The organism is [Clostridium] colinum, from assembly GCF_940677205.1.
Classification (GTDB): Bacteria; Bacillota; Clostridia; order Lachnospirales; family CAG-274; genus Tyzzerella; species Tyzzerella colina.
The window spans coordinates 252,827-267,553 of sequence record NZ_OW712331.1 but is presented as its reverse complement, the minus strand read 5'-3'; the positions used below and the strand labels follow the sequence as shown (position 1 = coordinate 267,553).

General features: G+C 25.8%; 16 protein-coding genes and 1 riboswitch. Of the genes, 4 read left to right on the top strand and 12 right to left on the bottom strand.

What is annotated here, in order from left to right:
* The first annotated feature begins 3 nt into the window (after positions 1 to 3).
* Together NBW53_RS01205 and NBW53_RS01200 are read left to right on the top strand one after the other, a co-directional pair.
* On the top strand, positions 4 to 552 hold the full coding sequence (locus NBW53_RS01205; RefSeq protein ID WP_250278307.1) for an isochorismatase family protein: 549 nt from the start codon (positions 4 to 6) through the stop codon (positions 550 to 552).
* Positions 553 to 585: 33 nt separating this feature from the next.
* A complete protein-coding gene (locus NBW53_RS01200) occupies positions 586 to 855 on the top strand; it encodes a hypothetical protein (RefSeq protein WP_250278306.1) in 270 nt (89 codons plus the stop codon).
* Positions 856 to 900: 45 nt separating this feature from the next.
* Here NBW53_RS01200 and glmM read toward each other — a convergent pair whose 3' ends face one another.
* The 5 genes from glmM to NBW53_RS01175 all read right to left on the bottom strand — a co-directional run bounded on the left by glmM (position 901) and on the right by NBW53_RS01175 (position 6,314).
* Positions 901 to 2,250, bottom strand: a complete 1,350-nt coding sequence (gene glmM / locus NBW53_RS01195; RefSeq protein ID WP_250278305.1) for a phosphoglucosamine mutase — start codon at positions 2,248 to 2,250, stop codon at positions 901 to 903.
* 54 nt (positions 2,251 to 2,304) lie between these two features.
* Complete coding sequence (gene aroE, locus NBW53_RS01190; RefSeq protein WP_250278304.1) at positions 2,305 to 3,150, bottom strand: shikimate dehydrogenase; 846 nt, start codon at positions 3,148 to 3,150, stop codon at positions 2,305 to 2,307.
* 388 nt (positions 3,151 to 3,538) lie between these two features.
* Positions 3,539 to 3,622, bottom strand: a riboswitch (cyclic di-GMP riboswitch).
* Between the two features lie 163 nt (positions 3,623 to 3,785).
* Positions 3,786 to 4,601 carry a MetQ/NlpA family ABC transporter substrate-binding protein gene (locus NBW53_RS01185; RefSeq protein WP_250278303.1) on the bottom strand — a complete coding sequence of 272 codons (816 nt, stop codon included), beginning with the start codon at positions 4,599 to 4,601 and terminating at the stop codon, positions 3,786 to 3,788.
* A gap of 32 nt (positions 4,602 to 4,633) precedes the next feature.
* Positions 4,634 to 5,305, bottom strand: a complete 672-nt coding sequence (locus tag NBW53_RS01180; RefSeq protein WP_250278302.1) for a methionine ABC transporter permease — start codon at positions 5,303 to 5,305, stop codon at positions 4,634 to 4,636.
* On the bottom strand, positions 5,295 to 6,314 hold the full coding sequence (locus NBW53_RS01175; protein WP_250278301.1) for a methionine ABC transporter ATP-binding protein: 1,020 nt from the start codon (positions 6,312 to 6,314) through the stop codon (positions 5,295 to 5,297). The genes NBW53_RS01180 and NBW53_RS01175 overlap by 11 nt, the downstream gene beginning before the upstream one ends.
* 174 nt (positions 6,315 to 6,488) lie before the next feature.
* Here NBW53_RS01175 and NBW53_RS01170 point away from each other — a divergent pair, with 174 nt between their 5' ends.
* A complete protein-coding gene (locus NBW53_RS01170; protein WP_250278300.1) occupies positions 6,489 to 6,686 on the top strand; it encodes an ATP-binding protein in 198 nt (65 codons plus the stop codon).
* A gap of 2 nt (positions 6,687 to 6,688) precedes the next feature.
* Positions 6,689 to 7,270 carry a 4Fe-4S binding protein gene (locus tag NBW53_RS01165; RefSeq protein WP_250278299.1) on the top strand — a complete coding sequence of 194 codons (582 nt, stop codon included), beginning with the start codon at positions 6,689 to 6,691 and terminating at the stop codon, positions 7,268 to 7,270.
* Positions 7,271 to 7,276: 6 nt separating this feature from the next.
* On the opposite strand, the gene NBW53_RS01160 is transcribed toward NBW53_RS01165, so the two are convergent.
* From NBW53_RS01160 to NBW53_RS01130, 7 genes are all read right to left on the bottom strand, one after another.
* The gene (locus NBW53_RS01160; RefSeq protein WP_250278298.1) at positions 7,277 to 7,951 is read right to left on the bottom strand and encodes a Crp/Fnr family transcriptional regulator; all 675 of its coding nucleotides are present in this window, start codon (positions 7,949 to 7,951) and stop codon (positions 7,277 to 7,279) included.
* A gap of 288 nt (positions 7,952 to 8,239) precedes the next feature.
* The gene (gene pknB / locus NBW53_RS01155) at positions 8,240 to 10,339 is read right to left on the bottom strand and encodes a Stk1 family PASTA domain-containing Ser/Thr kinase (RefSeq protein ID WP_250278297.1); all 2,100 of its coding nucleotides are present in this window, start codon (positions 10,337 to 10,339) and stop codon (positions 8,240 to 8,242) included.
* Between the two features lie 4 nt (positions 10,340 to 10,343).
* A complete protein-coding gene (locus NBW53_RS01150) occupies positions 10,344 to 11,072 on the bottom strand; it encodes a Stp1/IreP family PP2C-type Ser/Thr phosphatase (protein ID WP_250278296.1) in 729 nt (242 codons plus the stop codon).
* A 15-nt stretch (positions 11,073 to 11,087) separates the two neighbouring features.
* Positions 11,088 to 12,119, bottom strand: a complete 1,032-nt coding sequence (gene rlmN / locus NBW53_RS01145) for a 23S rRNA (adenine(2503)-C(2))-methyltransferase RlmN (protein ID WP_250278295.1) — start codon at positions 12,117 to 12,119, stop codon at positions 11,088 to 11,090.
* 11 nt (positions 12,120 to 12,130) lie between these two features.
* The gene (rsmB, locus tag NBW53_RS01140) at positions 12,131 to 13,462 is read right to left on the bottom strand and encodes a 16S rRNA (cytosine(967)-C(5))-methyltransferase RsmB (protein ID WP_250278294.1); all 1,332 of its coding nucleotides are present in this window, start codon (positions 13,460 to 13,462) and stop codon (positions 12,131 to 12,133) included.
* 403 nt (positions 13,463 to 13,865) lie between these two features.
* Entirely contained in the window at positions 13,866 to 14,138 is a 273-nt protein-coding gene (locus NBW53_RS01135; protein ID WP_250278293.1) for a hypothetical protein, read from the bottom strand.
* Positions 14,135 to 14,719: a rhomboid family intramembrane serine protease gene (locus NBW53_RS01130; protein ID WP_250278291.1), complete on the bottom strand. Its 585-nt coding sequence runs from the start codon at positions 14,717 to 14,719 to the stop codon at positions 14,135 to 14,137. The genes NBW53_RS01135 and NBW53_RS01130 overlap by 4 nt, the downstream gene beginning before the upstream one ends.
* Positions 14,720 to 14,727: the final 8 nt, after the last annotated feature.

Genomic DNA, 14,727 nt, shown 5'->3' with positions numbered 1-14,727 from the left:
TTTATGAAAAATCTACTAATTATTGTAGATTATCAATATGATTTTGTTGCAGATGATGGACTTTTAACGGCAGGGGTTCAAGCTCAAAATATAGAAAATAATATATATAATTTGTCTAATATATATATTAAAAATAATGATGATATCATATTTACATTAGATTCTCATATTAGCCAAGAATGGAATATACACCCAGAGAGTAAAAGCTTTAATATACATTGTGAAAAAAGTACTAAAGGATATGAGCCTTTTGGCAAAACAAAAAATATTTTATCATATAAAAATTGTAAAACTTTAGAAAAAAAAGGCTATTGTCCTACAATTAACGATATAAATAATATAATAAACAACTATAAAAATATAGAAATTTGTGGTGTTGTTACAGATATATGTGTTTTACAAACGGCTATATCACTTTATAATGCTTGTGTTAATAGTGGGAAAAAAATTAACTTTAAAGTAAATAGTAATGCTTGTGCTTCTTTTAATTTAGAGGGTCATAAATTTGCCATAGATTATATGAAAAATATACTTGGTTTTGAAGTTATTTAAAATTTTTACAATATATAAATAGAAGAGATAAATATGGAAAATACAAATCAAACAAATGGTAACTTACCTGTATGTAATGGTAACTGTAAAAATTGTACTTGTAAATATAAAGAACAAGGTGAAATTATAAGATATGGTGTAAAAAATGGTATATTAGATGCTTCTTTAAAAATTGCTATTATAGTAATAATACTTTCTTTAATCTTAACTGGTATATCTATTGGTAGTGTATTTTTATCTTTAAAAATATTTTTTAATAGTCTAGTAGATAGCTTTAAAGATATGTTACCTTTTTTGTATTAATACAAAAAGTTCGTTTTATTTTTTAAAACGAACTTTTTTAATGTATTATCCTAATTTTTCTTCTATTAGCTTAGCTAATTTTTTTGCCTCTTCATCTAGTACCTTTTGGTCGTCTCCTTCTATCATAACTCTTACTAAAGGCTCTGTACCAGAAGGTCTAATTAAAACACGACCTTTACCATCAAACATTTTTTCTAGTTTATCTATTGCCTGTTTTATTTCTTCATTTTCAAGATAATTATATTTATTTTTGTTATCTACTTTAGCGTTAACTAATGCTTGAGGTAAAACTTTTATAATTGTTCTAAGCTCAGACAATGACTTTCCTGTTTTTTTCATAACCTCTAAAAGCTTAATAGCTGTAAGTATACCATCACCTGTTGTGTTATAATCTAAATATATAATATGGCCAGACTGTTCTCCACCAAAATTTAAACCTTTTAAAAGCATTTCTTCTAAAACATATCTGTCCCCTACTTTTGTTTTTAAAATATTTATATCGTTCTTTTCACCCATTATAAAAAGACCTAAATTACTCATAATGGTAGCAACTATAGTATTGTCTTTAAGCTTACCTTCTTCTTTAAGATAAGCTCCACATATAGCCATTATTTCATCTCCATCTACTATACTTCCATTTTCATCTACAACAAGACATCTATCTCCATCACCATCAAAAGCTATACCTATATTAGATTTATTAGCTAAAACTTCTTCACATAGTTTTTCCATATGTGTTGAACCACAATTGTCATTTATGTTTGTTCCATTAGGCTCTCTAAAAATAACATTTGTATTAACTTTTAATTGTTCAAAAAGAATTGGTGCAACTTGATATGTAGCCCCATTAGCACAGTCTATTGTAGCACTTATTCCATCAAAAGTTGTACCTACAGCAGATTTTAAAAAGTCAACATAATCTTCTATAGCTTCTTCTTTTATTTCTTTATATCCTATATCTTCACCTATTGCATAAGGTATTTTATCATAGTTATTATCGATATAATTTTCTATTTCTTCTTCTATATTATCACTAAGCTTAAATCCTTTATTATTAAAAAATTTTATACCATTATCTTTAAAGGGATTATGACTAGCGCTAATCATAACACCAGCATCTGCATTATATTTTTTTACAAGATAAGCAACAGCTGAAGTTGGTATAATACCTAGAGATATAACTTTAGCACCAACAGAACACATACCAGATATAAGGCTTGCTTCTAACATATCACCAGATATTCTTGTATCCATACCTACTATTATTGTAGGCTTATGGTTATTTTCTTTATTTAAAACATATGCACCAGCTCTACCTACCTTATAAGCAAGCTCTGGTGTAAGTTCTAAATTGGCAACACCTCTAATACCATCTGTACCAAAATATTTTCCCATTATCTATCCTCCTGATAAATAGCTTTTTTGTTTATTATAACATTTAACTTATTTTTATTCAATAATTATGTTTTTATATTCCGATAAAATCTTATTTTTAAAATTTATTTTATATGTAATATCTATAACTATATTTTGCCATATTTCTTGTGCTTTTAACGCTTGATATATCAACATATTAAATCCATTTACATTTTTAATATAATTATTTTCTGCTATTTGTAAAAGTTTAGTTCTAAAAGGAGTATATATAATATCAAATACAAAATCTATATTATTTATTTTAAAAAAACTATCTTTTAAAGGTGATTTTTCTATATTTTCTCCAAATCCAATAGTTGTTGTATTTATTATTATATTAATATTTTGTAAGTTATCTATATGTTGTAAAGGAACAATCTCTATATTTGCATATTTATAATATTTTAATATATGTTCTTTTAATTTTATACTATTTTCAATAGTTCTATTAGCTATTACTAATTTTTTAGCTTTATTTTTTAAAGCCATAAAACAAGCGGTATATCCACTACCACCTGCCCCTATTATCAATACTTCTTTATCTTTAATGGGTATATCATTTTCTAATAATGTATCTTCCATACCATTTATATCTGTGTTATATCCTATATATCCTTTATCTGTATATTTTAAAGTATTTACTGCACCTATCATTTTAGCTTGTTTATCTATTTTGTATAAATATTTCATTATATCTTTTTTATATGGTGTTGTAACATTTAGTCCTAATATTTTTTTATTTAAAAACTCATCTATAACACAGTTATTTAAATTTTTAACTAACACCTTATCATATTCATTTTTATCTTGTTGCATATCTTTAAAAAATATATTATGTATTAATGGAGAAATGCTATGGTCAACTGGATTACCTATCAAAATATATTTGTTAATATATATCACCTCTTTTAATATTTAATTACTTATTATATCAAAAATTTATTAAAAAATATACTTTATAAATTATTTTTACAACTAAATAAGGATTGAAGAAAATATCTTCAACCCTTATTTTTTTCCGTTCAAGTATTACCCTTAACAAATCACATAAATTATTAACATATTATAAGTCCCCAAATAATAATATATTAATTTTTAATACCTTTTATTAATTGCTAGCAAAAAATTTATAAACCCCAAAATTGAAGGTAGCCTTAAATTTGCATAAAAAAAGTTCTGTATGGCTACCAAACAGAACTTATAAATCGTTTATTAACATACCTATACCTTAGGCATATTAATATTAAAATATATGTCATAATTCAACTTTGGTAACCCAGCCGTCATATGTAAAACATTTAGACCTGTGGCTTTGCGTCCTTATTTTTCAATAAGTTTGCCTTTTTCAATTTTCATTTAAAAAACTACGTTTATAATAAATACTATAATCAACTAAAATTCCCCGTGTTGATTGCTATATAATAATAGCACAAAAAAATGTTTTAGTCAAGAAAAATTTTTACCAATTTTAGTCTTTTTATATTTATTTTTTTGTACAAATTATTCAAAATTTATTAAAAAGCTGGTATTAATGCTCCTTTATAATTATCTTCTATAAACTGTTTTACTTCATCACTTGTTAAAGCACTATATAAAGCTTGTATTTCTGGTTTTGTTTCATCTCCTTGTTTTACTACTAATATATTGCTAAATAAAGAATCATTACCTTCCATAGCTATTGCATCTGACATAGGATTAAATCCTGCTTCAAGCGCATAATTTGTATTTATAACTGACATTTTTACATCATCTAATGCTCTTGGTAAAGCCGCTGCATCCATTTCTATTATATCTACATTTTTTAAATTTTCTTGTATATCAAATATAGTAGCTTTATCTCCCACACCCTCTTTTAGCTTTATAATACCATTTTTTTCTAAAAGAAGTAATGCTCTTGCCCCATTTGTAGCATCATTAGGTATAGCTATTTTATCTCCTTCTGTAAGCTCATCTAAAGATTTAGCTTTTTTAGAATATATTCCCATTGGTTCTGTGTGTATTGGCCCAACAGAAACTAAATTTTCTCCTGTCTCTTCAACATAATTATTTAAATATGACGTATGTTGGAAAAAGTTTGCATCAATTTCACCTGCAGATAAACTTGGGTTTAAAACAGTATATTCAGAAAATTCTTTTATCTCTAAATTAATACCTTCTTCTGCTAAATTATCTACAACATGATTTAATATTTCTGCGTGTGGTACACTTGTAGCACCTACTTTAAGTGTTTTGTCTCCATCATTTTTAGTGTCCGATTTAGGTAAGCCACAAGCTGAAAGCCCAACGCAAACTGTTATGGCTAATAATGTTGTTTTTAAAAATTTCTTCATAATACATCACTCCTTTTATAGTATTATAATATTTATTTTTTATTTAATTTTTTGCTTAATATATTACCGATAGTTTGTACTATTTGCACTAATATAACCATTAATAATACACTTATTATTAATATATCATCTCTATATCTTTGATAACCATATGTAATAGCTACACTACCAAGTCCACCACCACCAATAGTTCCTGCCATTGCAGAATATCCTATAATGCTTATAATAGTTGTAGTAATGGTTGATATAATAGCAGACATACTTTCTGGTATCAAAACTTTATATATAATTTGCCATTCCGTAGCTCCCATAGATATTGATGCTTCTATAACACCTTTATCTATTTCTTTTAAACAAGCTTCTATCATTCTAGCTACAAATGGTATTGCTGCCACTGTTAATGGGACTATTGCTGCCTTAGAGCCTAATGTTGTTCCAACTATAAATTTTGATAATGGAAAAACTGCAATCATTAATATTATAAAAGGTACACTTCTACCAATATTTATTATTAAGCCTAAGATTTTATTTATAATCTTATTTTCTAATATTCCACCTTTTTCTGTTATATATAATATAATACCAATAAATATCCCTAATATAATAGAAAATAAACTAGAAAAAAATACCATATATAAAGTTTCATTAAAAGCAGGTAAAACTATCTTTTTTAATTGCATTAAGTATTCTGTATTAATATTCATAGTGTACCTCCTCTACTAAAACATTATTTTCTTTTAAATAGTTTATTGCATTATTAATATTTTCATCTTCACCAGTTATTTTTATAACAAGAGTACCTATTAATGTGTCATCCATATGTTGAATATTACCAAGTAAGATAGATGCTTCTACGTTATATTTAGTTATCATTTTAGATATATAAGGAGCCGTAGACGTTTCTCCTATAAATATTCCTTTTATAACGATACCGTTACCATCTAATGCCTTTTGATAAATGTCATTTTCTAGCTTAACGTCTACCGAATCAAAAAAGCTTTTTGCTATTTGTGTTTTTGGATTTACAAATACTTCTGATACTAAGCCACATTCGGCTATTTTACCTTTTTCTAATATAGCTACTCTATTGCAAATATGCTTTATAACGTCCATTTCATGAGTTATTATAATAATTGTAATACCTAATTTTTTGTTTATATCTTTTAAAAGGCTTAATATAGCTTTTGTCGTTTCAGGGTCTAAAGCACTTGTTGCTTCATCACATATAATAATATTAGGGTTATTAGCTATTGCTCTAGCTATACCAACTCTTTGTTTTTGCCCACCAGATAACATAGACGGATACATATCTTTTTTATCTAAGAGTCCTACAAGGTCTAAAAGCTCTTTCACTCTTTTATCAATATAATCTTTAGGTTTATTATCTATACGCATTGGAAAAGCTACATTTTCATAAATAGTAGAGTTCATTAAAAGGTTGAAGTGTTGAAAAACCATACCGATTTTTTTTCTAGATTGTCTAAGTTGCTTTTTAGATAGTTTTATTATGTCTTCGCCATCTATTTTTATGCTACCACTTGTAGGTTTTTCTAATAGATTTAAACATCTTACAAGAGAGCTTTTGCCTGCTCCACTAAGTCCTATTATGCCAAAAATTTCTCCTTTTTCTATGTGTAAATCTATTCCTTTTAGTGCATTTACAGCATTTTCTCCCTCACCATATGTTTTAACAAGCTGTTCTATTAAAACCATTTTATCACCTCACTATTTATTTTTTCCATAAATCTAAAAAATTATTTTTTATTATATCATTATATATTTTTTTGTCAAGTTAAACATCATTTTTTCTATTTTGTGATTTAATCACAGATAAAATTAATATATTTTATTATAATATACTCAATCTATATTTCAAGGAGTGTTTTTATGATTAAAAAAAAGGCTAAAGTTTTAAAAGAAGAATGTGTAGCTTGCGGACGTTGCAAAAAAGTTTGCCCCCGAGGTGCTATTTCTATAAAAAGAGGTATGTATTCTCAAGTTGATGAAAATTTATGTGTAGGGTGTAAAAAATGTATTTTTATTTGCCCTGCAAATGTTATAGAATTAATAGAAGTGGAGGTTTAAAAATGAATAAAAGTAAAAAATGGTATGATTATTTATGGATTGTATCTGTTATTTATTTAATTCTAGGATTTTTTAATATTTTATTTGCTTGGTTTGGATTGTTATGTTTTTTTATACCGTTATTAATGTCTATTTTTGGAAAAGAAAAAGGCTATTGCAACAATTATTGTGGTAGAGGACAATTATTTAACCTTTTAGGTACAAAATTAAAATTATCAAGAAATAAACCTATTCCTAAGTTTTTACGTAAAAAATGGTTTAGATACGGCTTTTTAACATTTTTTATGCTAATGTTTATTAATATGTTATTTACAACTTATCTAGTGTTTTCTGGTGCTAATAGTCTAAAACAGTTTGTAACATTGCTCTGGACTATTAAGCTTCCGTGGCACTGGGCTTATAATGCTAATGTTTCTCCTTGGATAGCACAATTTGCATTTGGGTTTTATAGCGTTATGCTAACTTCCTCTGTATTAGGATTTATTACAATGATATTATTTAAGCCTAATTCTTGGTGTGTTTATTGCCCTATGGGGACTATGACACAGCTTATATGTAAAATAAAATATAAAAATGAAGCTTAAATAATTTTAAATCAATTTTTTTAATTTTTCTTTATCAATAATTTTTATAGTGCCACGAGATAATTTTACAATATCTTCTTGTTCAAAATACTTTAACATACGAGATACTACCTCTCTGGCACTTCCAATATATTTTGCTATTTGTTGATGAGTAATTTTTATGTTATTTGTACCTAATTTTGTTGATTCATCTAATAAAAATATAGCAAGACGAGTATCAAATTTCATAAATAAAATTTGTTCTATTGTCCACATTACATTAGAAAATTTATCTACTGTATTTTTTAATATAAAATTTTCTACATATACATTTTTATTTACTAATTCTGAAAATAAAATAGAATTTATAATAATTACCTCTGTATTTTTCTCACAATCGATATAAACATCAAATGTTATATTATTTAGTATACAAGATGATGAAAGAACACAAATATCACCCTCTTTTAAACGATATAATGTTACTTCTTTTCCTTCTTCAGATAAAATATAAGACCTAAGCTCTCCCTTTTTTATTAAAATAATGCCTAAACATTCTTTAGTTGGATTATATATATTTTCATCTTTTTTATATTTTTTATTTATTGATTCTTTTAATATTTGTTCTTGCTCTTCTGGGGTAATTTTACTCCAAAAACTTAATTTTTTTTCTAAATAATTAAAATCATCTTGCTTTAACATATTACACCTCAAAAAATAAATATTAAATACTACATGCTGAAAACAAAATATTTTTGATTAATTTTTTTCATTTTTATACTTTATATAAAAATTTTAATCACAAAACTAGACTTTGCCTGAAATTATGTAAAAAGCTAGATTTCTAGGTTATTTATCCTTTGTATAAATAAACAATCTTTTTTCATACGTTATTTCAAATATTATTTTATGATATTAATAAATGTTTATTACTAAATAAATAGTGATATTTAACACTATTAATAATGCTAAATACCACTAATATATAAATTAATTAAAGTTTTTAATTTCTGTACCAATAAGCTTACCGTCTATATAAAGCTCAAACTGTGCTGGTTTATCTCCTGTTACAGTAATAGATAATGGAAAACTACTTACATTATGGTTGCTAGACCATATAGTAATAGATTGTCCATCAACTATTTTTACAACTTTAACTTCTACATTTTCCACACCTTCTGGTAATGTAGGGTTTATAACTAAGTTTTCAGATTTTAAAACTGGTTGATAAGTTGTTGTTTCTTTATATTCTGACATAGCTTGGGTTGTAATTTCTGTTGATGTATCTTGAACAATTGCTTGAGTTGTACTTTCTGTTGTTTGTTTTTTACCTTTGCTTATAACAATACTTATAGCTGTTCCTTCTGGCACTTCTTTGCCATAGCTTATGCTTTGTTCTATAACATTACCTTCTGGTACAGTATCATTTTCTACTTTGCTAACTTTACCAACAGATAGTCCTTCTTTTTTTATTTTACTCTTAGCTTCGCTTTCGCTAAGTCCTATTAAATATGGCACTGCTACACTTGTTTCATCTTCTTCTTTACCTTTGCTTATATATAATGTTAAATTATCTCCAGGGTTTAAGCTAGTTCCACCTTCTGGTCTTTGTTTTACAACTTTACCTATTGGAATATTGTTATCATATATATATTCTTCTTTAAGCTCTACGCTTAAGTTTTCAACTTTTTTATATACTTCTGATATATCAAGTCCTACAAAATTTTCTACTTCAAATCTTCCGCTACCTAAGCTAAGAGTAACATTTATATTACTACCTTTTTTAACTTTTTGACCGGCTTTTATATCTTGGTCTATAATAGCTCCTTCTTTTATGTTTGGGTCATATTCTTCTTTTGTATTTGTTATATATATTTCTTTATTTTTTGCAATTTCTACGGCTTCTTCCCACGTTTTTCCCTTAAAATCTGGAACTTTAGAGTTGCCATCCGATAATAACCAAACAATTAAAAATCCAGATATTACACCTATAATTAATAAAGATGTTATAATAGCCCATATAGTAACTTTTTTATCTAACGATTTATCGTCTTCTTTATTTATTTTTGGCATAGATATATTTTTAGTGCTTTGCTTTGGAGCTTTTTCCATATTTTTTGCTGGTTGATTAATTTTATCAACTGCTTTATCTTCTTTTACTTTATTATCTATGTTTTTTGACATATTTTTTATTTGCTCTATTTCTTCTGGTTTTATAACAATAGTTGGGCTATCTTCGTCAATACTATTTTCTGTTACAAATTTTCCACTTTCATCTGATAAAGCTTTTTTTAAATCTAAATTAAGCTCTTTAGTAGAAGAATATCTATTGTCTGAATTTTTATTAGTAGCTTTTAAAATAATTTTTTCTAAACTGCTAGATATTTTAGGGTTTAACTCCTTCATATCTGGTAAAGGCTCATTTATATGTTTCATAGCAAGCTGAACAACACCATCACCATCAAAAGGTAGTTTACCTGTTATCATTTCAAACATTATTATACCAAGAGAATATATATCACTTTTAAAGTCTACATATCCTCCTCTTGCTTGCTCTGGCGAAAAATAATGTACACTACCCATTGTGTCTGTTGTTATTGTATTAGAGGTAGTAGCTCTTGCTATACCAAAGTCGGTAACTTTTATTCCACCATCTTTTGTTACTAATATATTTTGTGGCTTTATATCTCTGTGTACAATATTATTGCTATGTGCAACTTCTAAAGCATTTGCTATTTGTATGGATATACCCAAAACTTCTTCATTAGTAAAAGGAGCTTTTGTTTTTATAATATCCTTTAAAGTATAACCATCTACATACTCCATAACAATATAATATATATTACCATCATTACCAACATCATATACATTTGCTATGTTAATATGAGATATTCTTGCTGCAGCTCTAGCCTCTTTACTAAACTTTCCTATAAATTCTTCATCTATAAATTCTTCCTTTAACACTTTAAAGCTAACTTTTCTATCTAGTTTTAAATCTTTAGCGCAGTATACATTTGCCATACCACCCACACCTATTAGCTCTAAAATTTCATATCTATCGCTAACAACTGTTTTTGGCTCTAGTTTCATATTATCACCTCTGTTTCTCTATAACAATAACGGCTATATTGTCTTTTCCGCCATTTTCATTAGCTTTTTGTATAAGGTATTCCACTTTATCTTCTGTTTCTATATCTTTAGATGATATTTCAAAAATTTCATCGTTAGATACCATATCACTTAGACCGTCTGAACACATTATAAATATATCATCTTCAAATACATCACAAAATAAAGCATCTGCTTTTACATTTTTTTCTGTACCTATAGCTCTTGTTAAAATATTAGAATCTTTTGATTGTTCCGCCTCTTCTTTTGATATAATACCTGCTTTAAAAAGGTCCATAGCATAAGTATGGTCTGAGGTCATTTGAACTATTTTATTATTTCTTATTCCATATAACCTACAATCACCTACATGTACTATAAATATTTTATTATTTTTTATAGTTACAGCAAGTAAAGTTGTACCCATATTTTCATATTGCTTGTTTGTCTTTGATAGTTTAAATACTTGTTCATTTGCATAAGCTAATGCAGACACTAATAAATCTAATACTTCATCATCTTCAGTTTCATATATAAACTTTTCAAAAAAATCTATTGCAGATTCACTAGCAACTTCTCCAGCATTATGCCCACCAACTCCGTCTGCAATAATATATAAATTATCGAGGCTACCTATTGGTTCATTATTTATATATACATAATCTTGATTTGTCTTTCTAGTTTTACCCACATTAGTGTTACCAAAGCCTATCATAAAAACACCTCTTTTCTAATATTTATAACTTATTCTAAGTTGGCCACAAGCCGCATTTATATCGCTACCTAACTCTCTTCTTATAGTTGTTTCTATCCCTGCTTTTATAAGTGTGTCTGCAAACTTTCTTATTTGATTTTTAGAACTTTTAATATAGTTTCTTTCTTTAACATCATTTACTGGTATAAGGTTTATATGAGAAAGACTACCTTTTAAAAGTTTTATTATCTCTTTAGCATCTTGCTCCGAATCATTAACACCTGCTATAAGTGCATATTCATATGTTACTCGCCTTTTTGTAGTATTAGCAAAATATTTACAAGCCTCTATTATTTCTTTAATACTATATTTTTTAGCAATAGGCATAATGTTTTTTCTTCCTTCATCTGTTGGTGAATGTAAAGATAACGCAAGATTTATTTGCATTTTTTTATCTGCAAGCTCATATATTTTAGGTACAATACCACAAGTAGAAACAGTTATATGCCTTTGCCCTATATTTAAACCATCTTTATGGTTTATTATTTCTATAAATTTTAAAAAGTTGTCAAAGTTATCAAATGGTTCTCCACTGCCCATAAGCACAATACTTCTTATTTTTTCTTTGCTATCTTTTTGTATCTCATATATTTGAGACAACATTTCAGCTGTTGTTAAGCTTCTTTCAAGTCCATCTAATGTAGAAGCGCAAAAAGTACAACCCATTCTACAACCTACTTGAGAAGATATACAAACAGCATTTCCATAGCTGTATTTCATTAATACACTTTCTATAATGTGATTATTTTCTAACTTAAATAAATATTTGGTAGTTTTATCTATACTAGATATAAGTTTGTCTACAATCTCAATTTTTGTTATTTTAAATCTATCATTTAATTTTTGTTTAAATTCTTTAGATAAGTTGGTCATTTCATCAAATGAAAAAACATTTTTTTTATGCAACCATTCAAAAATTTGCTTTGCTCTAAACTTTGCTTCACCTATATTTATTATTTCTTGTTCTAGCTCTTCTAAGCTAAGGTTTTTTATATCTATTTTTTCCATAAATTACCTTTCTAATTTATTCTTTTTAACTTTGCAATAAAAAATCCGTCTGTATTAAACATATTAGGTAAAATAGTTATATATCCCTTTTGTAAATATTCTATTTTTAAATTTGTATTAATATTACAAAGTTCAAATCCATAATTTTTACAAAACCATTTTATGTTTTCTTCGTTTTCTTCTTTAAATAATGTACAGGTACTATATATAAGTGTACCACCTTTTTTAACATATTTATAAGATGATTTTAATATATCTCTTTGTATTTCTACAAGCTCTTTTATATCATCTTCTGTTTTAGTATATTTTATGTCTGGTTTTTTTCTTACTATACCAAACCCCGAACAAGTAGCATCTATAATTAATTTATCTGCTATCTCCTCATTTTCTTTATAAAATTTTGTAGCATCTTTTAGCTCTAATGTTATATTTTTTATATTAAGTCTTTTTACAGAATCTTTCATAATATCTATTTTATGGTTGTGTATATCTCTAGAAAAAATTTGTCCTGTATTTTTCATAAGATATGAACAATAAAAAGACTTACCTCCTGGTGCTGAGCATACATCTATTATGGTTTCATTTTCTTTAGGATTTAATATATCTACTAACAACATAGAGCTTTCGTCCATAATATGAAAAAGACCATTTTTAAAGGCATTGCTTTCTGCTATATTTTTTGTTTTTGTTATATATAAACTATTGTTTGTTATTTTACCTTCTTCTACGTTCATACCTTCATTTTTAAGTAAATCTTTTAATTCATTTTTTGTAGTTTTATTTGTGTTTATACATATACATACTTTAGGAGATAATATATTTGTTTCACATATTTTCTTTGTTTGTTCATAGCCAAATTGTGCTATCCATTTTTCAATTACCCATTTTTGATAAGAATATTTTATAGCTAAAAATTCTATTGGCTCATTTTTTTCATCTGGCAAAACTATATTATCTATATTTCTTGCAATATTTCTTAAAACACCATTTACAAATCCAGTAAGACCATTAAATTTTTTCTTTTTAGTAAATATTACCGCCTCATTACATATTGCAGAAACAGGTATTTTATCCATAAATTTCATTTGATATACAGATATTCTTAATATATTTAATATAAGTGGTTTCATTTTTTTAGTTTTTGTATTAGAAAAACTATTTATTATATAGTCTATATAAATAATATTTCTTAATGTACCATTTACAAGTTCTGTTATAAAAGCTCTGTCTTGTGGGCTTATATTTTTATTATCATTAAAAAGTTTTTTTAATGTTAAATTATTATAAGATTGTTGTTCCAATATATCTATAAGTGCATATACTGCAATTTCTCTAGCGTTCATTTTTTCACCTAAACTTTTATTTTTATCTATATTTATACAAAATATAACATTATAATTTTATATTAAAAAAGAATAATTTTCAAGCATTTTTAAATGTTCTACAATAAATATTATAGAACATTTACAAAAACACTTGAAAATTATAAGATATTATAATAGGTTGTAGACAAAATCTACAACCTTTCAAAAAAAATAACAATATTATTTTTTGAAATAATATATAAAAAATCTAGTTTCTTGGTACAAAAGCTAAACCATCTAAAATCTATTTTATATAATTTAAGACAAAGCTATATGTTGCAACTAGAATTTTTATAACTTTCATAATTTTTTATGTAATACATAAAAATTAAAAAAATTAGTCTAAAATATAGTATATTTAGTCTACATTATACATTATTAATTATTGAAATTTTTCCCAATATTCTTCTATATTATTACTATCTACTGCATAATAATATTCATCTGCTATATCAAATATTTCGCTTTCATCATCTATTAAATAAAATGTATTACCTTTTTCTACTTTTAAATTTTTCTTTTTTATTTTATCATCTTTAAGCCAAGCTAAAAATCTTTCTTCCCATTTTTTTGCATGTTCTTCTCCTAGCTCTTCATAGCTTAAAATTTCATCTTTTACTTCAAATATAAAATCTTCTATATCAAGTTTTATCATAAATAGTTTCTCCTTTTATAATGTTTAGATATAAACATACCAATTATTATACCGCAAATACCACCTATAATATGCGTTAATTGTGATATATTATCATTAATAAAAATACCGTAATATATCTCTTTTCCTATATACATTGTAGCAATAAGCACTGTAGTTATAGGTATTCTACCATCTTCAACATTAGTAAAAGATGTTAAAATAATAAGCATAAAAGCTATCCCACTAGCTCCTAAAAGTGCATCTTTTGATATAACTATTTGTACAATTCCTGTTATAAAAGCTGTTATAACAATAAGTAATAATATTAGCTTACTTCCATATTTTTCTTCTAGCATAGGTCCTACTATAAGTATTATTAAAAAGTTATTAAAAAAATGTTGAAAATTAAAATGCCCTAATATATGAGTAAAAACTCTTATATATGATAATGGGTCTACAAGGCTTGAACGATATACACAAAAAAACTTTGTTGTAGTATATCCACTTGTTACATAACCTAATACTAATATTACTAAACATATTAAAGCAAAAGTTAATATAACTGGTGAATTATATTTTAATTTCTTTAAATATTGCATATTTATTA